We start from the raw sequence: 23,423 nt of genomic DNA, 5'->3' as shown, positions 1-23,423 counted from the left end.
TAAAGGGTTAATAATGCTTATTATTTCTTATCCGGTCTGGTAATGACCAGCTTGGGCCCCGGCTCCATCCGGTAGCCGATTTGGCTACTTTCCAGAATCTTCAACACAGTAGCCAGATTATTATTCCGATATATACCTCCGAAAAACTCCACCTGAGGCACTTCACCTTCGTACACCACTTCGATATCGTACCACCGCGCCAGCTCATTCATAACCGACTTCAAGTCTTTAGCGTCAAAATCAAACCGTCCCTCCTTCCAGGCGACCGCAGCGTGAATGTTGGCTTTCTGCTTTGCCAGCGATTTAGAAGAGAAGATGGCCTGTTCACCCGGGTCGAGCATGACGCTGTTTGCCGTCCCAGTATTGCTGACCTGTACGCGGCCCTCGACCAGCGTGGTTTGAATGGCTTCCTCGTCGGCATAATTCCTGACATTAAAGGCAGTGCCCAGCACCGTGACGGTCTGCCCGCCCGAATGGACAACAAAAGGAATCGATTCCTGCCTTGTATTTCGCGAAGGCTTCACTTCAAAATACGCCTCGCCCTCCACCATCACTTTCCGGACATCATCCTCAAACCGCACCGGGTAGACCAGTTTAGAATTCGCATTTAGCCAAACGTTCGTGCCGTCAGCCAGCGTCACCTGGTAGGTGCCGCCTCTCGGTGTCGTCAGCATATAGCTTGGGGCGGTATGTTCGTCGTCTGCCGGCGCACCAGCCAAAAGGTCGGTTCCGTCACGGTATTTGACGCCGCTTCCCATCACAATCCCCGCCTGGGCGGTGTCTAAAGAAATAGATCGTCCATCAGCCAACATAAGCTCGGCTTTCGAATGTCCGGGCATGATTTCGCTTGCACTCAGCAGTTGCTTGCGGTCGCGGCTCAATTGCGGTAGCAGCAGCATGGCGGCTCCGATCAGCAACACAATTGCCGCGGCATAAGGCCAATAGCGCTGCGGTTGTGCCCACATGCTCCGGCGCTTTTCACACGTATGCAAACGTGCCCTTAGTTCAACCCAGTTTTGCGCCTTGGCTTCTTCAATATTCCCCTTTAGTATCGTTCCGCCCTGGCTATCCTGTTTCAGGCCAGCCAGCCATCGCTCCACCAGCGCTTCTTCATCTGGCGTACAGCGGCCCTGCTGGTATTTTTCTATGAGTTTTCGTGCCTGTTTCCTATTCATTGCTCATGCAGCGCCACGCCATAGCTGTGGGCTTCTATGATATAGGAAACTAACGGGCTTGTAGGGTGGAAAAAAAAGTTGAAAAAATTATCCGAACAGGAGGTACAGCAGCAGCATGGAGAAAGAGGAAAGCTTATGCCGTAGAATATGGAGGGCATTGTTGATGTGTGTTTTTACCGTAGCTTTCGAAATACCCATACGCTCGGCAATCTCGTGGTGGCTCAGCCCTTCTTCCCTGCTCATCAATAAAACGCTGCGCATTTTCTTGGGTAGCTTAGCCACTTCTTGCCGATAGCCTTCCTCGAGTTGCTTCAACTGCACACGTTCATCGGCTGCGACATCGAAGCCCGCTAGCAGGTGGACAAGCGCATCCAGTTTGCTGCTGTGCACTTTCAACCGCTTAATGTCATTAAGGGCCGCGTGCCGAACAGCAGAATGGAGGTACGCGGCCAGCGACCGCTTAACTTCAAGGATTTGCCGGCGATTCCATAAATCCAGGAAAACATCTTGGACAATGTCATAAGATCGCGACTCGTCATGCAACAAACTATAGGCGTGCCGTACCAATCTTTCGAAGTAGGCATCGTACACCATCCGGAATGCATGCTCATCATCCTCTTTGAGCGCACGGACAAGTACTATCTCTTGAAATCGGGTCGCTTGGTTTTCCATGATCGCCATAGTGCCTTGTTTCCGGGAAAATCAATCAACCGATTGGATGATGATTCCTCCGGCATCAAAGATCGTCAGTACTTTATTAACTTGTTGTTAAGCGATATTAAATTGGTGTTAATTCGCAATAATGCTGTTGCCGAGACTAAATTACCTAAAATTTTCCGCAATGTGAAATTAAACCCGCCCGCTTGCGCACATCGTGTCCGGTCCAATAACACGTGAAGGCGGCTTATTCCACCGGTAAAACAATTGGAGTGAGATCTAAGAACACCTGAATACTCACCTGCGAGGATCGTGGGCGACCGGGTTGTTTATTCCGATGAACACCCTTTCCATTAACTTTCATACCTTTGGCAAACGATAGACAACGAGCTATGCTGCATATCAAAGGAACTGCAAATGACAGCGTTTGATGAGCGCGAAAATCTGGAAGCAATCGCTGGGGGTAATATTAAGGCGTTCAAAACGCTATTTGACAGCTATCACCACCGGGTATACCAATATGGACTTCAGCTGCTGAAGAACGAAGCGGACGCCGAAGAACTCGTGCAGGAGGTTTTTGCAAAAATTTGGCTCAACCGCACGGCGCTTGCGGAAGTCAAAAATTTTGGAGCCTACCTGCGCACGATTAGCCGCAACCACGCACTTACCTGGTTAAAACGGCATGCACTTGATAGAAGCATGCGTAACGATGAGTACGCCGCCAACAGCCGCCTTCTTTTCAACGACACCGAAAACACGGTCTATTACAACGAGACCAGGAAGCTGCTTGCCGAAGCCGTAGCACTACTTCCACCCCGACAGCGGGAAGTGTTTATCCGCTGCCATGTGCAGGGAGCCAAACAGGCCGAAGCAGCCGCTTCACTCGGCATTTCCATCCATACGCTGAAATCCCACCTCCAACAGGCCACCCAGTCTATCAAGGCCTACCTCCTCCAGCGCACGGACCGCTTCACGCTGTTCCTCTGCTTGGGAATATATGTGAGCCAGTAATTTTTTTTCCGTCGCACTAATACCTTTCGCCCCGGCGATCGTCATGCTATTATAGCAACGAATAAACCAGCATGGAAGATACCCGCTTAAAGCACTTGATCCGGATATATGCAGAGGGGCGCTGCACGCCCGAGGAGGAAGCCGAACTGATGGCACTCGTCCTGCTTAGCGAACCGGAGCATTTGGCCGAAGCGCTAGATGGCGTTTGGGAAAAAACTGATCCACAATACCGTGTCGATCCGGCGGTGTCCGCACAGATCTATAACAAGTTATCCAAAAAACTACCGGCTTCTACACAGCGGCGGGGTATTGCTTTATATCGGCAATGGATCGGCTGGGCAGCAATCATCTTGTGCTTCATAGCAGTGGCACTGTACATATATACGCCATGGGATACAGCGGATCGGCAGGACACGGCGGCCACGTTGGTCAGCAAACGTGCAAGCCAGCGAGAGCGCATTAAATTGCCCGATGGTAGTTATGTGACACTCAATGAAGGCACCACGTTGCGATATCCGACGGCGTTCACCGCGCAAACCCGTGAGGTTTCACTTCAGGGCGAAGCCTTCTTCGAGGTCAAAGCGGATAGCAAGCGTCCCTTTGTTGCACAGGCGGGCGACGTGTCGATTGCCGTCCTAGGTACTTCGTTCAATGTCAGGGCATACGACCCTCGGGAGCACGTTACCGTGACGGTATCAAAGGGCCGTGTCGACGTCCGCGATCGCAACCGCAGTTTGGCCATCCTGGAAGAGGACGAACAATTGATCATCGATCGGCTTGCTGGCGACATGGTTCCCAACGCCCATTCCTTCAATGCGAGCGAGGCTACCGCATGGCACCGTAATGACCTCTACTTCGACAACACTACCATGGAAGAAGCAGCACGTACCATCGAGCAGCGCTTCGGCGCTGATATCCGCTTTGCTTCACCGCAGCTAAGGAATTGCCGCTTCAGCGGCTCTTTTCTGGACGTGACCGATGCCCGATCCGTATTGGAAGTGATCTGCGCGTTCAATCACATGAGCTTCCAACAAACAGCCGGCCACATCTTAATCCAAGGGCAAGGATGCCCCGTTAACTAACGCAAATACGTTTCTATGAAGTCCAAACCTCTACAAAAAACCTTACTATGGCTAGTGGCCATGCTCACCGTCCAAGCACTCCATGGCCAGTCGGAACCTGCCACTCCACTGCACGAAGCCACTGTCGAGCTCGCCGTAGCCAGTGCACCGCTCCGATCCGTTATCCGCGAAATCGAGCGACAGACGCCCTATCGGTTCTTCTTCCGCGATGCGGAGATCGCTACGCTAAACGACATTTCCATCGCCCAGGGCACCCATAACCTCGGGCAGTTGCTCACCACCCTCCTCGAAGGGACGGGTCTCCACTACAGCCAAATGGGCGCCAGTGTATTGATCCAGCGGAGCACCGCTGCTAGCCCCTCTTCAGAAACCGGCGACAGGAATGGCACAATGCTACCAGATCAGGAGCGGATCAATGGACGTATCACCGACCCCGAAGGAGCACCGCTATCCGGTGCATCGGTTTACCACCCCGCCTCGGGCACCACGGCAGTCACCGATGCCGAAGGACATTTTTCGTTACCACTGAGCCTTTTGGAGGCCACCACCATCGTCGTCAGTTATGTTGGCTTCAAACCCGAGGAGTACCTCGTGTCGGCATCCACCGCCCGGCCAATGGCGATCGTGCTGAGCGAGGAAACCAACGTACTTGACGAGGTCGTTATTAACACCGGATACCAAACCCTTTCCAAGGAGCGGAGCGCCGGTTCATTTTCCAAGCCCGAACTCCAGGTGTTCAACAAGCGAAGCGGCACGATGAACGTGCTGGAACGGCTGGATGGCTTGATACCGGGATTAAGCCTCAATGCCGGCGCCACCAATGGCGAATTTTACCCCGTCAGCATCCGAGGCCTTTCTACCGTCAACGGCGCTTCAGAACCGCTATATATCGTTGATGGGATTGCCGTGCCCAGCCTAGCGATGGTCAACCCGAATGATGTGGCGGATGTCACGGTGCTAAAAGACGCCACCGCGGCATCCATCTGGGGAGCACGGGCATCAAACGGAGTTATTGTGATCACCACGAAGAAAGGCCCCGAAAGCGGAGGCCGGTTCCAGGTAGAATACGACATGTTCTATAGTTTCCGGGGCAAGCCCGGTATCGATGTCTTCCCTACAATGACCAGCAGCCAATACGCCCAGACCATGGAGCAGCTCTACACGATGCCCGGCTATGTGCGCGATGGAGCTACAGACTGGGCCACCATCAACGCACCAAACGCCACCAGCGGCCGAAACGCCATCCTGCCGCATGAGTACCTCCTGTACGGGCGCGCACAGGAAGCACCCGTTGGCTACCGAAACACCACACTACCCGAGCTGGCCGCGTGGGATAACCTACAGCAAATGAAGGACCTGTGGTATAGAAATGCCGCCCTAACCAACCATACCCTTTCGCTGTCGGGCAGAGGCGAACGTTATGGCGCCTATGCTTCGCTGGCTTATACCGGCCAGCAGGACGCCACCCCCGGCAACCGAGATCAGCTATATCAGCTCAACGCGCGCCAGGATTACCAGCCACACAACCGCATAGGCATTTACCTCATCACGAATGTATTCTATCAGGAGCGAGGCGCCAAGCGGGCCATCGCGCCAGACAGCCGATTTGTGCCCTATGCGTTGTTTGAAGACGCAGACGGTCAGCCATTTGATCATTCATGGCTGTATTGGAGCGACGCACTTCGGCAGTCGTACGAAACGCAGAGCGAGGGGCTTACCGACATCGGTCGCCTCCAGCTGTCCTTCAATCCGGCCCATCAATTCGACAGCGGCCACACCCACAGTAGCCTGCTCAACAGCCGCATCCTGTCCGGTGCGCAGGTAGACCTGTGGAAGGGCCTGCGCTTTGAAGGTGTTTACGGTGTCGATCTGGCGAACACCCAAGAGCGCGCCTACGATGCGGCGAGCGGATTCGACGGACAAGTGGAAATCGGTAAAATGACCGTCACCGCGCCTTCGGTACTGTCTTACTTACCGACCACGGGCGGCACCCTGCAGCACATCAATATACAGCAGCGCAACTGGACCATCCGCAACCAGTTTTCATATAACAACGATTGGGCGGATGGCATCCACCAACTCAATGTGCTGGCCGGCGCCGAGTATCAGCGCCAGACCCGGGCCGCAGTTACCAACCGACTGCGCGGTTACGACGAAAACCTGCTTACCTTCAAGCCGATTGATTACAATACCACTAGCGCAGGCATCGCCAACACCATCATCAACACCAATGCCACCTACCGAGTGAATGATCAGTACAACGAAACCTACCTGGATACTCGCTTCCGCTCATACTATGCCAATGCAGCTTACACGTTGCTACGCAAGTATACGTTAAATGCCAGCACCCGATTCGACCAGTCGAACCTTTTTGGCAAAGACATCTCGGCACAGGCCAGGCCGGTATGGTCGGTCGGTGCCAGCTGGTTGCTTTCCGACGAACCGTATCTGCAAGCGGTGCAGTGGGTAAACCGCCTGCAGGTGCGCGCCACCTATGGCATCACCGGAAATTCGCCGGCGCCCGGTTCGGGTGCGTCGTATGACATTCTCGCGCCCGGCTTCGCCTTTGGGGTGCCCGCGGGATCCATCAATGCCACCTACATCAACGTGCCCGGAAACAGCCGATTGAGCTGGGAACAGACGCAGAACATCAATGCCGGAGTGGACTTCAGTCTATTCGGTCGGCGCCTTAGCGGCAGCATTGACTACTACCACAAGCATACCACCGACTTGCTTGGGTACGTCCCGCAAAGTGCCTTCACCGGGTATCCGGTAGTCTTCGGCAATTCGGGCGTGATCAACAACCAGGGCCTTGAGGTCAGCTTGCAAAGCCGAAATGTGCAAACCCCCGATTTTTCGTGGTCTACCCAGCTAACCTTCGCCCGCAACAAGGGGAAAGTCGTGTCATTGCATACCGAGAGTCCGCTCGTTTATGCAAGCGACATCATCCGCGGAGCATCTGCATTATATTTCGATCCGGCCAACCTGGGCTTAGTTGAAGGCCATCAGCCGTTCAGCCTGTTTGCTTACCGGTACGCGGGGCTAGATGGCCAGGGCGATCCCACCATCCGCCTCGCCGACGGATCGACGACTAAGGAACCCTCGGTGGCCCGCATCGGCGACCTGGTCAATGCAGGCAGTACCACCCCATTGATCCGTGGCGGCCTTTCAAACTTTTTCCGTTATCGGCAATTTGGATTAGACGTCAACATTGTTTACAGTTTCGATTTCGTGCTACGGCGAGATGTCAATACATTTTACACCGACCGCGCCACGGCAACCAATTATTCCACCGGCAACTTACACCAAGACTTTCTCAACCGGTGGCAGCAACCGGGAGATGAGGCAAACACCGATATCCCGGCGTTTGACCCCGCGGCAGACCGGACTTCCCGCACCGACCTCAACTATTATACGGCAGCAGACATCAATGTAGTGCGGGGCGATTACATCAAACTTCGCGACATTACCCTTACCTACGACCTGCCTGCGTCCGCCTTGGGCCTTGCCCGTATCAAACAGTTGACACTCCGCGCGCAACTCAACAACGCGATGCTTTGGAGGGCAAATCGACACGGCATTGATCCCGAGTTTTACAACGGGATGGGCGCACGCGGCACCGATTATGTGACCGGAATCCACCGCATTCCCTTTAACCAGCGTTCGTTCACCTTAGGTGCGCACCTTAACTTTTAATCTGAAGCCATCATGAAAAAAATAACGCTCTTTTCCGCAGCACTGTTGAGTTTCTCCTGCACTGCTGACTTCCTGGATGTAAAGCCCAAAGGACAGGTCATCGCCAGCACCATCAGCGACTATAACAACCTCCTCGAATATTCGAGGCTTACGCAGATCGCGAGCAACAGCATCCTCCTCAACACATGGAACATCCTGGGCGACGACGTGGCCGCCTTGGAGCCCCATTATGCTACACCTGCCCGATTCGGCGCGCCGGATAGCCGCAACCACCGTCTTTTCGAATGGGCAGACGATGTGTACCGTCCTGATGAAGATACCGAAGAAGTCAACGCCTTCTACCACCGCATCTACACCGCCAACAAAATCATTCACGAGGTGCTCGATGCGGAAGGCGGTTCCGAACAACAAAAACTGCAGTATCGGGCCGAGGCCCTCGCCCATCGTGCTTTCGCCTATTTCAACCTCGTCAATTTCTTTGGCAAGCCCTATGATCCGGCCACGGCAGCCACCGATCTCGGTGTGCCGCTGGTATTGAAAAGTGACTTCACCCAGCAGGAGTTCAAACGGGCTACCGTGCAAGAAGTTTACGACCGCATTGTCGCAGACCTGCATGAAGCCATCCCGTTCCTCCCCCTGCAGCAGAACACCTCAAACCGCTACTCCCGCGCGGCCGCAGCGTTGCTATTAGGTAAGGTCTACCTGTTTGCTGGCAACGCGGATGAAGCATCCCGCTGGCTGAACCAATCGCATGCCGATTTGCCTACGCAATTTACCGTGAGTGGCAAGGTGGGGCTTATCGACTACAACACCGCCACGGTATCCCCCGCGCCCATCGGCTATGTTTTCCTCACCCCGGATGTCGGTTCTACGGCATCACAGGGGCACGGCTACCCCGAAACACTCAAGGGCGAGCTTGCTGCAGGCATCACTTGGCTCGGATACGGGGCACCACTGATCATTAGCCCAGAAACCCATGCCCTTTTCACGGCAGACGACCGGCGGCTGCTCCTATACAGCAACGCCTACAGTCCCGTTGCTCCCGGGCCGGGGCCATTGTTGCCCACCGGCCTCTACCGTTCGCGGGCAGGGTTTATCGGCGGCTCAGTAGGCGCTCAGCTTCCCGACCTGTACCTGTTGCTAGCCGAGGCACGCGCCCGCACAAACGATTTGTCCGGCGCACGGGAGGCGCTTATAACGCTGCGCAGCAAACGGATGCCTGCGGCCACCGCGGCCGATGTACCCGAGACCCGAGAAGCGCTTATCCGCTTCATCATTGACGAACGCAGACGCGAATTCGCCACGCTCGGCTTCCGCTGGTTCGACATGCGCCGGTTATCGGTAGATCCGCTTTTCGCTGGTGCCAGCTACACACATACCCTATACGACGCAACGGGTGAAGTCAAGGCGACCTTTCACCTGAAACCGGAGCGTTTCGTCCTTAGGTTCTCCGAAAAACTACTTACCCAATCACCCCAGTTAGTAAACAATCCCTAACACAATACGTCATGAATTGGCAATCGATCGCTTTCATCACCACCGCCGTTATGGGCCTTACTCAGGTTCCAGCCACCGCTCAAACATCGCAGCAGCCCTTTGAGTTAAAAGGAAAGGTGTCTACAACCGACACATCCGCCACGGCTTATCTTATTTACGGCATACGCACAGAGCCGGTGACCGACTCGGTCCACCTGGTCGATGGAACCTTTCGTTTCACCGGCCATTTGCCGGGCGAGGAAAAGGCGTACCTGTTAGTCAACCATGGTGGCCATGGAAAAGGCACACGAGATATGCTGGAATTCTTTGTGTCACCGGGCCGGCAGGAGTTGCCCGAGGTCGATTCGGTCATCCATATCCGCTTTGAACCGGGTACCACCAACGGCGATTTCCAACAACTCCAGGGTCGTCTCCAGCCGCTAAGTATGACGCTTCGGCAGGTATCGGCCGCCCTGAAGCAAATTCCCGGCGACAGCGCCCTTGCGGCGCGCCGAGATTCACTGGTTGCCGCACGCCGGGAAACGTATCGCCGTTTCGCCCAAGAGCACCCGGGCAGCATTGCCAGCGTTGAAGCGTTGCATCAGTATGCCGGTCCCATGCCTGATGCCAGCATGCTGGAGCCGCTTTACCGTTCCCTGGCGCTCCACGTGCGCCAAAGCTATCCAGGCCAGGTATTAGGTGCCCAGTTGGTCCAGGCCAAGCAAACCAGCGAGGGCCAGCCTGCACCAGACTTCACGCAACCCACACCCGACGGGAAGGACGTGCACCTCGCTGATTTCCGGGGAGGCTATGTACTGGTTGATTTCTGGGCAAGCTGGTGCAAACCCTGCAGGGTAGAAAACCCGCATCTGGTTGCGGCATACCGGCAATTCAAAGACCGGGGTTTCACGATTTTGGGCGTATCGCTCGACAGTGAGACAGGGCGGCAAGCATGGCTCAAAGCCATTGCGGATGACGGACTGGAATGGACGCAAGTATCCGACTTGCAGGGATGGAAAAACAAAGCTGCACAACTATACGGCGTCAAAGCCATCCCACAGAATTTCCTGATCGATCCTTCCGGCAAAATTGTAGCCAGAGACCTCCGCGGGGACGCGCTGCACGAAAAGCTACAGCAACTGTTCGAATAGCGCCAACGAAGTTTTTTCTACTGACTTCATGCAATCATGGACTGAAAGGCAGTCCATATAACTGCGGCTGCCAATAGCTACAAAACCGGGATGCCGCAAAAAGATATGCAAAAAAGGTGCGCCTATTTTACAAGGCGAAGTGTCACTGTTTCGCAAAGGCGGACAATTTGAACTTGTGAAAGAACAAAAGCGTGCCCGATCGGTAGAACAATTACGTAACTTTGGGCATGTGCTTTCACTGGTTACGTATCGCTGCCGTCATCGCATTTATCGGTTGGCAGTTTGCCGCCGGCCAAACCAGCCAACCGGCTTACAGCGCATTACAGTTAGACAACCGCAATGGGTTGTCCAACAGCGCTGTCAACTGCATACTACAGGACAGGGATGGCGTGCTGTGGATCGGTACGTGGGACGGACTCAACCGGTACGATGGCCAAACCTTCCACGTGATCAACTTCGGAGGAGATGACACCCGCCGGGGTCTGGTCAGTAATGTCGTGCGCGAACTGCTGGAAGACCGCGACAACCGGATATGGATCACGACCGTTGAGGGCATTTCCCGGTATGACAAAGCGACCGGGACGTTTAGCCACTTTTTTTATCAGGAAAACGGGCCACAGGGCATCGGCGAAAATGGCTTCGGCTTGGTGGCCGACACCGCCGGACGGCTTTTCGCACGCACGCCGGGCGAAACGCTGATGCGCTACGATGCCGATCTTGATTCATTTGTTGCACAGCCGCTTCAGGGTGTGCGTACCCCGCTTTCCGACATGCGCATCGACGGCTCGAACCGGTTGTGGATACGCAATAGCGGTGGCGAAGTCGTTGCCTGTACACTTACTGCTGCTGGCGATTTCCGCACAGCTTACCGGCTTTCGCCCGATCAATCGGCTACCACCGGCCTCCACCTCGCCAATGGTTTCGTGTTCCTGAGCGGCGCCGCGGGGACACTTTACCGCATTGAACCCGGTACCGTTGAACCCGTGCCGGTTGCCGACATCGGGAGCCCTGTAAGCGCAATCAGTTGGTATAATGGACGCTATTACGTTGCGGTGGCCACTCAGGGCGTGCGTGTGTTTGATGCGTCATTTGGTTCCCAGTCGCTGCCTGCTGGCATGCAACTGCTGCAAGACCTGAAAATCAGGGGCTGGACCACAGGAAATGAACAACTGCTATGGGTAGCCACCGACGGGAACGGACTTGTGCGGGTTTCACAGTACAACAACCCCTTCCGAACCCTCTCGCCGCACAGCACACAGTCGCTTCCGCCCGTACGGGCCATCGCCGAAGTGGCGGGCGATCTCTGGGTCGGCACCAAGGGCGGCGGTATTTCCATACTCCCGAATTTCGTGCCGCAGGACACCCGGCGGGGAACATGGCACCATCACCTCAATGAATCCCTGAACAACCGTGATGTATTTTCGATCGTGCACAGCACACAAAACGATCTTGTTTATGTCGGCACCGATGGAAAGGGGCTAAGCATCTACGACAAACACCGGCACCGGCTGTTAAACTGGAGCCAATTGGAAGGGCATCAGGACTTTCCCCTATTTGGCTCGGTATACGCCATTCTGGAAGACCCCGACGGCTCCCTATGGGTAGGCACCAGCGGATATGGGCTTATCCACCTGCGCACCGTCCGGTCGCCCAACGGCGATATCCGCGTGCAGTTCATCCGGCAGTACCGGTACCAGGCCTGTACCGGCGGGCTGGCCAATGACATCGTCTACTCGCTATGTTTCGGACCTGCAAATCAGCTATGGGTGGCCTGCCGCTACGGCGGGTTGTCCTTACTGGACAAGGCCAGCGGACAAATTACCAACTTTAAGGCTTTTTCATATGAAAATAGCCTGAGCAATAACGATGTGCTCTCCCTTTGCCGCGATGGTGCCGACCGCTTGTGGGTGGGCACGAGCTATGGGTTGAACTACCTTTCACTGGCCGATTCGGACCTGCGGCAGCCTGCTTTCCGCCACATCACCCACCATGAAGGATTGCCCAACAACACCATCCACGCTATCACGGCCGATGATGAGGGCTTGATATGGGTCAGCACAAACAAGGGGTTAGCCCGCATCAATCCCGACAACGGCCAGGTAGTGCAGTTTCAGGAAAACGATGGGCTTAACCGTGCTGAATTCAGTGATGGTGCGGTATGGAAAGATGCCCTTGGTTACCTGTATTTCGGCGGTATCCATGGGTTCAGCTATTTCCACCCCCAACAGCTACCGCGAGATACCAGCCTTCCCAACCTGGTCATCCGCAGCCTGCGGCTCGGCAACCAGCACCCGGATGAGAGCCGGTATATCGTACGCAAGCCTGGCGACGGGCATGTCGAACGGCACACACTGCCGCGCAGGGAAAATTTCTTTACCGCCCATATCCATGCCCTCAGCTACCTTTATGCAGACCGTTGCGAGTACGTCTGGATGCTTGAAGGGCACGACCAGACGTGGCAGTACGGCCGCAGCGACGGGTACATCAGCTATAGCAACATCCCACCCGGCAGCTACCGGCTGCTGGTTAAGTGGTCAAACGGCAGCAGCCTGTGGACCGAAGCCATACCTGTGATCGACCTGCGTATAGCACCCTACTGGTGGCAGACGTGGCCCTTCACCGTCGCCGTACTGGTGACACTGCTCGGCTTCGCGTATTGGTGGTACCACGACCGGAAAAACAAACTTAACATCCGGCACCGTCTGCAACTGGAACGCACGCTGCGCGAAAAAGATGAAGCCCTGCACGAAAGCCAGCTCAATTTTTTCACCCATATCGCACATGAGCTGCAAACACCGCTTACCTTGCTTGTGGGCGCGGCCGAACAGTTGGAGCATGCGCAGGCAGCGCCGGCAACAAGTCCGGTCCGGTCGCAGCCATTGATCTCGCTGCTCCGCCAGCATACCTCGCGCCTCACTTACTTGGTGCACCAGCTGCTGGAATTTCGCAAAGCACAGGCTGGCCATATTACCGCCGATTACCGTCACCAGGATGTATCGGCCCTGTTGGGCAGGCTCTGCGAAGTTTTCCGGCCGCTGAGTGCGCAGCAGCAGAACACCTACGAATTGGCGATACCGGATGGCCTGCAATTCGCTGTTGACGCCGATAAACTGGAAAAAATCGTCTTCAACCTACTTTCCAATGCTTTCAAGCATGGAGGGCCCCGCAAACATGTATCGTTCAGCGCGCGGCGGGACGGCAGCAGCCCCGGCACACTGCACCTGGAAGTTGCTAATTCCGGTTGCCGCTTGGCTCCGCAAGAAAACGAGCGGATTTTTGAGCAGTTCCAGAGCAGTAAATCCGGCGCTGCCGGTACCTACAGCACGGGCATCGGCTTGGCGTTCACCCGTGAGCTGGTCGGCGTGATGGGCGGCTCCATCCGGGCTGCGATCAGCGATGGATGGATCACCTTTGACGTGACCCTACCCATCCCCTCGGAGCGGCATCAAGACTACCACCTGTCCGAAACCGAGGTGCCTCTCCCGCCCATCTATACCGAAATGGCGGCACCGGCCACCCAACCCTTGGATTCAGCGGCCTATAATCAGGTCGCCTTACTGGAAAAACTGACCGATACACAAAAAAAGTCCGTGCTGGTCGTCGAAGACGAGCAAGATATCCGTTTTTTGATCCGGCAGGTATTGCAAGCGCATTACATCGTCTACGAGGCGTGCGACGGCATCGAAGCCATCAGCGTGCTGCAGCAACATCCGCCGGATCTGGTTATCAGCGATGTGATGATGCCCGGCATGGATGGCCTTACGCTGTGCGACAAGGTCAAAAACACCCCGTCCACCTGCCATATCCCGTTTATCATCCTTTCAGCCAAAAGCACGCTGGCGCAGCGCAATGAGGGATATGAGGTCGGCGCAGATGCTTACCTTGCCAAGCCTTTCCATGCCAGCCATTTGCTGGTACGTGTAAAAAACCTGTTCGAACAGCAGGCACGTCTGCATAAACGACTGCAGCAGGCCGACTCGTTGGAGAGTATGATCCGCAGCGGCAACTCCGAGCATGAGAAGTTTCTCAGCGACGTGGTATCGGCAATCATGAAGCACCTCGAAAATCCCGAGCTCAATGCAGGTATGCTCGAACAAGCGTTGTCCATGAGCAAAATGCAGCTCTACCGCAAACTGAAAACCATCAGCGGTATGACTCCTTCGGAGTTCATCCGCCATATCCGGCTTAGGCAAGCTACCCAATTACTGATCAACACACAGCTCACGGTCAACGAAATTTTTTACCAAACCGGCTTCAACAACCAATCATACTTCTTCCGTGAGTTCAAAAAACAATACGGATGTTCGCCCAATGAGTACCGATCACGAACCAAAATAACAACGTAACCAACTTATTTGCAATACGAAACTCAAATTGTACATAAGATTGAAACCATAGTACAGTCTCGATCGGGGACACCTTGTTAGCTTTGCCCTTACCAATTAGACACAATTAAATTGTTATGACGCATGAAACCGATTTACCAACCTTTTAGTAAATTTTTGCTGTTGTTTTCCATTATGATAGCCACGTCCGGCTTTTCGTCTTCGGCGCAGCAGTCCGTTAGCGGACGGGTCGTTGACGAGCAGGGCGTACCGCTTGCCGGCGCTACCGTCGAGGTGAAAGGCGGTTCCGAGAAAACCAGCACCGATGACCGTGGTACATTCAGCATTTCCGCTTCTTCCGGCGCCGTATTGGTGGTGAGCTATGTAGGCTACCACGCGCAGGAGATCGCGGTTACGGGGCAAACTCCTATCGAGGTGGTGCTCCTGCCGCTGGCTACTGACCTCGATGAAGTGGTCGTTGTCGGCTATACCAGCCAGCGGCGCACGGATATCTCCGGCGCGGTGGCCAGCGTGGATATGGCGGTAGCCACCAAACGGCGCGTACCAGATATCGGCCAGGTGCTGCAAGGCCAGGTGGCGGGTGTACAGGTCAGCCAGTCGACGGGTGCCCCCGGCGACCCGATCGATATCCGTATACGCGGCGTCGGCACCATTGGCAGCAACGATCCGCTTTACATCATCGATGGCGTGCCATCGACCAACTTTACGTTCATCAACCCCCAGGACATCGAGTCGATGAACGTACTGAAAGACGCTTCCGCCGCCGCCATGTACGGAGCACGGGCCGCCGCAGGCGTGGTCGTGATCACCACAAAACAGGGACAATCCGGCAAAACCTTGCTAGACCTCAACTATTTCAACGGCGTGCAGCGCGTGGCCAACCTGCCCACCATGCTCAACACCGCACAGTACCTTGCCAAACTTGAAGAAGCGTGGAATAACTCAGGATACAGCGGCACGAATCCATACACGGGCGAAACGTCGCGCACGGACCTCGCCGATACCGACTGGCTCGATGAGCTCTTTGAAACCGGCCACTCACAGAGCGTACAGCTCACCGCCAGCGGCGGTACCGAGAAAACCAGGTTCCTGCTGGCCGGAGGATATTACCGGCAGAACGGCATCGTCGTTTTCGACAACGACAAATACGAGCGGCTCAACTTCCGCTCGAACATCAACAGCGACCTCAACGATCGTCTGCGTGTGGGTACCAACCTGCAGCTGTCTTATGAGCAGCGCAATCCGCTCTCCTCGCGAGGCGATGCGCCCGGTATCATCCGGCATGCGTTGCTCCGGCCGCCGGTGCTGGCCGTCTACAAAGACCCTTCAGACCCCACCTATTCGGCCAGCAACCCATTTACTGACCTACCGTTTTACCAAGGCGTCGGAAACGACCAGCGCAGCCGGTATGAGTTGACATCGAATCCGGTTGCCCTGGCCTATTTCACCGACCACACCCGCTCGCAGTTCAAGACGTTCGGCAACGTGTTTGCCGAGTTTGACATCTTGCGCGACAAGTCATTGAAATTCCGGAGCAACTTCGGCGTTGACCTCAATTTCAATCACAATAAAGCGTTTTACCGCAATTTCGGTGATGATGACGGCGGCGGCAACGAAGCGGACAAAGGGCTAGGACGCCAAAACCGGCCGAATGCGCTCAACGAAGACCGGGGCAACGACTTCACGTTCACGTGGAACAACACCCTGGGTTATGACAAGACATTCGGTGGCAAGCATAGCGTCAATGCCCTAGCCGGAACCGAGTTCATCCGGTTTACCGGGTCTTCCATCAACGCGTCGCGGGCCCGTTTTGAGTTTGACGATGCGCCCTTCCGGTACATCGATCTCGGCGGCACCGAACTGGACCTCTGGAATGGCGGCCTCGGTTCGGAGTGGGCGCTGTTTTCCCTGTTCGGCACCGCTACGTACGTATATGATGGGCGCTACCTCCTCACGGCCAACCTGCGTGCCGATGCATCCTCGCGTTTCGGCCAGAACAACAAATGGGGATATTTTCCTTCGGTATCGGCGGGCTGGGTCATTTCCCGCGAAGCGTTCATGCAGGACGCTAGCTGGCTGAACCACCTGAAATTGCGACTGAGCACCGGGTCGTTGGGCAACCAGGCCTCTTTGGGCAACTACGACTACCTTACCCTGTACCGCAGGGACGGCGAAAACTTTGTCGTGGCCCGCTATGGCAATCCCGACCTCCGGTGGGAAAGCACCACCCAGCACAATGCCGGGCTTGACATCGGTTTGCTGGACAACCGGCTCACGTTTACTGCCGACTATTTCATCAAGCACACCAAAGACATCCTCCTCCCCATCAGCCTGCCGCGCATCGCCGGGGATGTAGACCCTACCGTTGTCAACGCAGGTGAAGTCCGCAATGCCGGGTTTGAATTTAGTGCGGGCTATCGCTCCACCACATCCGGTGGTTTCAGCTATTCGGTAAATGCCAACCTGGCCACGCTGACCAACGACGTCCGCAACCTGCACCCCAACCTGCCCTATATCTCCGGTCCGGCCAGCCGCACGCAGGTGGGCACCGCCCTTAATGCCTACTACGGATTCGTCCAGGACGGCATTTATCAAAACACCGGCGAAATCGCCCAGCACCTCCACGGCACCGCCAACCCTTCGGCCCAGCCCGGCGACATCCGGTTCCGGGATCTTAACGGCGACGGTGTCATCAATGACCTGGACCGCACGTTCATCGGCAGCCCCATCCCCGATCTTACCTATGGCATCAACCTTTCCGGTGCATGGAAAGGATTTGACCTCGCCCTGCTCGTTCAGGGCGTATCGGGCATAGACCGGTACAACGATGCGAAGAAAATACTCGATTACGACACCCGCCCGTTCAACTATACCACCGCCGTACTGGGCAGCTGGAATGGCGAAGGCAGCACCAACAGCATACCCCGTGTCAGCTTCACCGACAACGGGAGCAGCCGCATCTCCAGCATCTACGTGGAAGACGCCTCCTACCTGCGCCTGAAAAATGTCGAACTGGGGTATTCCTTCGGCGGCATGCTCCAACAGACCCGCTGGGGTGTGCAAAACATCCGGATATACGCTTCCGGACAAAACCTGTTTACCCTCACGGACTACACCGGGTTGGACCCCGAGTCGACCGACCTCATGGATATGGGCACCTACCCGCTGTCCCGGGCATTTCTATTCGGCATTAACATAACGTTTTGATGGACCTGAAAAAACGACGCAACATGAACAAGCTAACCATACGTACCGGCATCACAGCAGCATGCGCACTGGCGCTGCTGAGCAGCTGTGAAAAATACCTCGAACGCCCGCCGATCGGCCAGATCGACGAAGAAATGGTGGCCGGTGAACCGACCGTCACCACGGTTTCGGCAATGGCAGACGCCGCTTACCTGCCCCTGTCCAGTACCTTGAACATTTTAGGCAATTGGGATTGGGACAACGGCCTGGTTGTCCGCAACGACTTCATCATCGAAGACATCGCATCAGGCGATATGCTCAAGAAGTGGGCGCCAGACGGCGACCAAGCCTGGATGGACCAGGTCGGCACCTTCAATTTCACGGCTCTCAACCAAGCATTCAACGGAGTCTGGGCATACGCCTACGAAGGCATAGCCCGCGCAAACCGCGCCATCGACCAGTTGGAAAACCAGTCGCTCATGCAGCAGATCGGCATGGACGCCACACTGCGCAACCGGCAGCTGGGTGAGATGTATTTCCTCCGCGCCTTCAACTATTTCGGACTGGTGGTCAACTATGGGGATGTTCCGCTGTTGACCAAGGCCTTCAAAGATTTCAACGAAATCTACGATGCCGCCCGGCGCGAGCCCGAAGCCGCCGTCTGGCAGCAGATTGCGGCAGACCTCGAACTGGCGGAGAAGCTCCTGCCAACCGGCAAACATCCGGATGCCAGCGCACCCTGGCGCGCTTCGCACGGCGCCGTACTGGCGCTGCAGGCCAAGGTAGCGCTATACAACCGGCAGTGGCAACAGGTAGTGGACCGGGTGTCTGCACTGCAGCAGGCAGGCTACTACGACCTCAACACACACTACTTCGATGCGTTTGACGTAAGCAAAGAATTCACGGACCAAGAGGTTATCTTTGCCTATGACCACCGCCCCGGGCAGGTACCCCGCCGCGGCAACGGCCTTACCGCGCTCATCGGCTGGGGCTTCATCGCGCCGTCGCCCGATTTCCTCGCGGCGTTCGAACCAAACGATCCCCGTCTGGCGTACACCGTGGATACCGAAAGCCGCAGTGTATATAAGCTGCTGGGTGCAACCAATGATGCAAACAAGGGAAATGACGACGCCCCGAACAACCGCATCTATATCCGGTGGGCTGATGTGCTCCTTTGGGAAGCCGAAGCCCTCAATGAGCTGGGCAAGCCGGCCGAGGCTATTGCAATCATCAACGGCATCCGCAGCCGCGCGCGCAACACACCGCTCATCGTTGGGGGCAGCGCCCCTGCGGGCACACTGCCCGACCGCGATGAGGCCGTGGCAGACCAGGCGCAGGTGCAGCAATGGATCGACCACGAACGGCGGGTAGAGCTCGGCTTCGAGAGTCATCGATTCAGCGACCTGCGCCGCTGGGGCACCGCCAGGGCTGTGCTTACCGCTATGGGAAAAAACTTTCAGGATATCCACTATCGTTATCCCGTTCCGCAAAGTGAAATTGATAAGTCCGCAGGAACCATCACTCAAAACCCCGGATACTGATATGTACATGCAGATTACCAACGATATATCCACACGTTTTGAGGCAAACCCGCTGTTATCGCCGGCAGACCTTCAGCCATCCATGCCGGGGCTGGAAATCGCCTGCCTCCTGAACCCCGGCGTCTTCCGGTATAAGGGAAAGACCTGGCTTATTGTACGCGTTGCCGAGCGGCCGCCCCAGCGCGAAGGCACCATCTCGTTTCCCGTGCTCAAGCCTCAAGGGGGCATGGAAATCGTTACGCTGCCGGCCGATGATCCGGATCTCGATGCCACCGACCCGCGGGTGATCAACTTCCGGGGCGCCGATTACCTCACCACGCTATCGCATTTGCGCCTGCTGAACAGCGAAGACGGCGTCCACTTCCGCGAGGCCCTTGATCATCCGCCGCTCTGGGGGCAGGGGCTTTACGAAACCTTTGGAATCGAAGACTGCCGGGTTAGCCAGTTGGGCAGCGCCTACTACCTCACGTACACATCGGTGTCGCCAAACGGTGTCGCCGTGGGGCTGCGCACCACTGACGATTGGCAATCCTTCCAATCGCACGGGCTGATCTTTCCCCCGCACAACAAAGACTGTGCACTGTTCGAGACCACCATCGGCGGAAAATACTATGCCTTCCACCGGCCCAGCAGTGTAGATATTGGTGGCAATTACATCTGGCTCGCCAGCTCGCCCGATGCCATCCACTGGGGACAACACAAGCTCATTGCCCGCACCCGGACCGGATACTGGGACAGCCAGCGCATCGGCGCTGGCGCGGCCCCTATCCTTACCGACCGGGGCTGGCTGGCCATCTACCACGGCGCGGACCACAAGCACCGCTACTGCCTGGGTGCGCTCCTGCTCGATCTCGAAGACCCCTCAATGGTCATCGGCCGCAGCGACCACCCCATCATGGAGCCCACCGCCCCGTACGAAACTACGGGCTTCTTCGGGCACGTCGTCTTTACCAACGGGCATGTGGTAGACGGGGATCGGCTGACCATCTACTACGGCGCTGCCGACGAACATGTGTGCGGCGCCCATTTTTCTATCCGTGATATCCTCGCCACACTTTGATTTAAACCAGGAAAACATGTTCAGAAAACTCCATGCCGAAGCCGCATATTTCCGGCAGCAGCCGCTCAATTTCCGGGTGCTGGTACTGACCAACCTTATCTATGCCTTTGTCTTGCCCGTCATCGACATCTTTGTAGCCGCCTACGTCATGCGCAACTCAGATGATCCGGTCAAAGTAGTGGTATACCAGCTGACCATTTACACCGGCATCCCGCTCACGTTCCTGCTCAACGGATACCTGCTCAACCGATTCAACATCAAAGCCCTGTATTCCATCGGCATGATGCTCAGCGCCGTTTCGATGGCCATTATGATGTCACTGAAAACCCTCGACCTTACCGGCATTGCCGTAGCCGGGCTCACCATGGGCATGTCGTTCGGATTTTACTGGGCAAACCGCGACTACCTTGCCCTGGCGATCACGCATGATGGCAACCGCAATTACTACTACGGGTTGGAAACATTTTTCTACACCATCATCGCAGTGCTGGTTCCTGTCGGCATCGGGTGGTTCATCCAGTCGATGGGCGAAGACTCCGGAGGCGCCAACGCGGCCTACCGTATGGTCACCGGTATGGTGTTCATCATCACAGTCATAGCGTCGGTCATGTGCTTCCGCGGCACGTTCAGCAATCCCGTGCGGCAGCGCTTTCTGTACCTCAGCTTCCATCCGCAATGGTACCGTCTGCTTATCCTGGCGGCACTCAAAGGGTTGGCCCAGGGATTCCTGGTCACCGCCCCCGCCATGCTCATCATGCGGCTGGTCGGTCAGGAAGGGGCGCTGGGTACGGTACAATCCGTAGGTGCCATCGTGGCTGCCGTGATCATGTACATTTTGGGGCGGCGTACCTCGCCATCGCACCGGCTGGCCATATTTACGATCGGCCTGGTCTGTTTTGCGCTGGCGGCCATCATCAACGGCATGTTGTTCAACGCCACCGGTGTCCTGCTATTTATGCTCTTCCTGCTCATTGCCAAGCCGCTGCTGGACCTCGCCTACTTTCCCATCCAGTTCAGCGTCATTGACCTGGTCAAGCGCATTGAAAACCGGCAGGAGTTTGCCTATATCCTCAACCACGAAGCCGGCTTGTATGCCGGCCGGTTAGCGGGCGCCTTCACGTTCATTGTTTTGGCGGTATATGTGAGTGAAGAAGCCGCCCTTCGCTATGCCATCATCCTCATTGCCCTCTTGCAATTATGTTCTATTTTTGTTGCCAGGCAGCTGCTGAAAGTCAACGCTGACCTCCGCAAACAGCTGTCTACCAAAAAAACACTTGATTATGTTTAAGCATACGGTTTATCTTTTCCTTGCCGGCATCTGGCTGGCCGCTTGTTCAAACACCCCCGAAATCACCGGCACACCCGTCGGCCAGCGGCAGCTGGCGCGCATAGACGCCATGCCGCAATTGCCCCAGCCGCTTCACATCATCGACTGGCGCGCGCTCGCCGAAGCCTACGACAGTACCGTGTATGACTTCAGTGCCGGGGGCGACGCATGGCCGTTGATCTGGTGGGACAGCACCGGCAGGAATTTCGACCAGCCGACCATTGGTATTTATACCGCCATGGGAGACGCCCGGCAAGGTGCGCGCCGCAACAACGGCATGTTCCATGAATCGCTCGCCACGATGGGCGGCGTACTGGGCGCCACGCTCGTGCGTATCGACAAAAGCAGCCAGGGCGGTCTGAACTACGTAGGCATGCTGCGCAACTATTTCAACCGCGAAAACGGGTGGAACATCATGATGAACAATACCGCGCCCGAGGTCGCCCAACTGGGCGGCGGCTATGGCCGAGACTGGTGGTATGATATCTACCCCAACGTGCTGTTTTACGCCATTTACGACCGGTATCCGGAGGAAGCCGGCTTCGACACCCTGGCCCGCCGCATCGCCGAGCAATTTTACCGGGCAGACTCCGTGCTGGACGGCAACTACAGTCACACCTTCTTCAACTATGCCGACATGCAGCCCGAGTCCAATTGGATCTGTGCGCAAGAAGACGCCGCAGCGGGTCATGCCTGGATACTCTATGCTGCATACCGCAAATTTGGCGATGAGCGCTTCCTAGCCGCCGCTAAACGGGCCCAGCAGGCACTGCACACGCAACCTGAAAACCGATTTTACGAAATCCTCATGCCTTTCGGCGCCTACACCGCGGCACGGATGAATGCCGAGCAAGGCACTGATTTCGATGTGCAGCAAATCCTGGAATGGACCTTTGACGGCACTTCCGTGTGCCGCGAAGGCTGGGGCGTGCTGGTAGGCCGCTGGAACGGGTTCGACATTTCCGGCATCGTGGGCAGTACGGTAGACCACGGGGGCTACGGGTTCCTGATGAACACCTTTGATACCGCCCTGCCGCTGGTGCCGATGGTCAGGTACGACCAGTCCTATGCAGCCGCTATCGGAAAATGGATGCTCAATGCAGCCAACGCCTCACGCCTGTTTTACCCGCAGCACATACCGGCCGAACATCAGACCATCCCCGGACTTGCTTCGGCAACCAAGGGCGTAATCGGATACGAAGGGTTGGCGAAAACATCTACATTTGATGAATTTCAGCACATTCCGGCCCCGGTGGCGCAGGGTGATGGTCCAAAATGGGTTCCCGGCGAGAATCCACCTGTATCACAGTTCAGCGTTTACGGCAGTGCACATGCCGGCATATTCGGAAGCATCATTGGGTCCACTGATGTGGAAGGCATCCTGCAGCTCGATCTGCTGGCCACCGATTTCTACCGCGACGCAGCCTATCCGAGCTACCTCTGCTACAATCCCTATGCCGAGGCCAAGGAAGTGACGATTGCGCTGTCTGAAGAAAGCAAAGCGGAGCGCATCTACGATGCGGTTCGGGCAAGATTTGTCACCCAGAGCGCGGGGGGCAAGGCGCGGATTACCGTTCCCGCGGGCGGTGCGGCGGTATTGGTGGCTGTACCCGCCGGGGCAGAGATCCGGCAGGAAGGCCATAAGCTGCTGGCAGACGATGTGGTGATCGACTACCGCTTTGACGGCGCGCAATAGCCTTATTTCGTTTTGTTGC

At 56.2% G+C, this 23,423-nt stretch carries 13 protein-coding genes; 11 read left to right on the top strand and 2 right to left on the bottom strand.

All coding sequences use genetic code 11. The features are described 5' to 3' along the window. Window positions 1-20: 20 nt before the first annotated feature. Both ACFOET_RS03745 and ACFOET_RS03740 read right to left on the bottom strand, forming a co-directional pair. Window positions 21-1,175, bottom strand: coding sequence for a FecR family protein (locus ACFOET_RS03745; protein WP_379019717.1), 1,155 nt, complete (start codon window positions 1,173-1,175; stop codon window positions 21-23). An 87-nt stretch (window positions 1,176-1,262) separates the two neighbouring features. Further along, entirely contained in the window at window positions 1,263-1,856 is a 594-nt protein-coding gene (locus ACFOET_RS03740) for an RNA polymerase sigma-70 factor (protein WP_379019715.1), read from the bottom strand. 393 nt (window positions 1,857-2,249) lie between these two features. Between ACFOET_RS03740 and ACFOET_RS03735 the strand changes: the two genes are divergently transcribed. From ACFOET_RS03735 to ACFOET_RS03685, 11 genes are all read left to right on the top strand, one after another. Further along, window positions 2,250-2,843 carry an RNA polymerase sigma factor gene (locus ACFOET_RS03735; protein WP_379019713.1) on the top strand — a complete coding sequence of 198 codons (594 nt, stop codon included), beginning with the start codon at window positions 2,250-2,252 and terminating at the stop codon, window positions 2,841-2,843. Window positions 2,844-2,914: 71 nt separating this feature from the next. Then, entirely contained in the window at window positions 2,915-3,925 is a 1,011-nt protein-coding gene (locus ACFOET_RS03730; RefSeq protein WP_379019711.1) for a FecR family protein, read from the top strand. A gap of 15 nt (window positions 3,926-3,940) precedes the next feature. Continuing rightward, window positions 3,941-7,621: a SusC/RagA family TonB-linked outer membrane protein gene (locus ACFOET_RS03725; protein ID WP_379019709.1), complete on the top strand. Its 3,681-nt coding sequence runs from the start codon at window positions 3,941-3,943 to the stop codon at window positions 7,619-7,621. A gap of 12 nt (window positions 7,622-7,633) precedes the next feature. Beyond that, window positions 7,634-9,118 carry a RagB/SusD family nutrient uptake outer membrane protein gene (locus tag ACFOET_RS03720; RefSeq protein WP_379019707.1) on the top strand — a complete coding sequence of 495 codons (1,485 nt, stop codon included), beginning with the start codon at window positions 7,634-7,636 and terminating at the stop codon, window positions 9,116-9,118. Between the two features lie 11 nt (window positions 9,119-9,129). Continuing rightward, window positions 9,130-10,248: a redoxin domain-containing protein gene (locus tag ACFOET_RS03715; protein ID WP_379019705.1), complete on the top strand. Its 1,119-nt coding sequence runs from the start codon at window positions 9,130-9,132 to the stop codon at window positions 10,246-10,248. Between the two features lie 227 nt (window positions 10,249-10,475). Next, window positions 10,476-14,594, top strand: a complete 4,119-nt coding sequence (locus ACFOET_RS03710) for a hybrid sensor histidine kinase/response regulator transcription factor (RefSeq protein WP_379019703.1) — start codon at window positions 10,476-10,478, stop codon at window positions 14,592-14,594. A gap of 174 nt (window positions 14,595-14,768) precedes the next feature. After that, window positions 14,769-17,801 (top strand): SusC/RagA family TonB-linked outer membrane protein, encoded by a 3,033-nt coding sequence (locus tag ACFOET_RS03705; protein ID WP_379019701.1) that lies wholly within the window; start codon window positions 14,769-14,771, stop codon window positions 17,799-17,801. Between the two features lie 23 nt (window positions 17,802-17,824). Next, entirely contained in the window at window positions 17,825-19,321 is a 1,497-nt protein-coding gene (locus ACFOET_RS03700) for a RagB/SusD family nutrient uptake outer membrane protein (RefSeq protein WP_379019699.1), read from the top strand. Beyond that, on the top strand, window positions 19,272-20,381 hold the full coding sequence (locus ACFOET_RS03695; RefSeq protein ID WP_379019697.1) for a glycoside hydrolase family 130 protein: 1,110 nt from the start codon (window positions 19,272-19,274) through the stop codon (window positions 20,379-20,381). Before ACFOET_RS03700 ends, ACFOET_RS03695 begins: the two co-directional genes overlap by 50 nt. Window positions 20,382-20,397: 16 nt before the next feature. Next, entirely contained in the window at window positions 20,398-21,669 is a 1,272-nt protein-coding gene (locus tag ACFOET_RS03690; RefSeq protein WP_379019695.1) for an MFS transporter, read from the top strand. Continuing rightward, window positions 21,662-23,404, top strand: a complete 1,743-nt coding sequence (locus tag ACFOET_RS03685; protein ID WP_379019693.1) for a hypothetical protein — start codon at window positions 21,662-21,664, stop codon at window positions 23,402-23,404. Before ACFOET_RS03690 ends, ACFOET_RS03685 begins: the two co-directional genes overlap by 8 nt. Window positions 23,405-23,423 lie beyond the last annotated feature (19 nt).

Source organism: Parapedobacter deserti, from assembly GCF_042646065.1.
Lineage (GTDB): Bacteria > Bacteroidota > Bacteroidia > Sphingobacteriales > Sphingobacteriaceae > Parapedobacter > Parapedobacter deserti.
The sequence above is the reverse complement of the archived record's forward strand: the minus strand, read 5'-3'. Positions and strand labels throughout refer to the sequence as shown.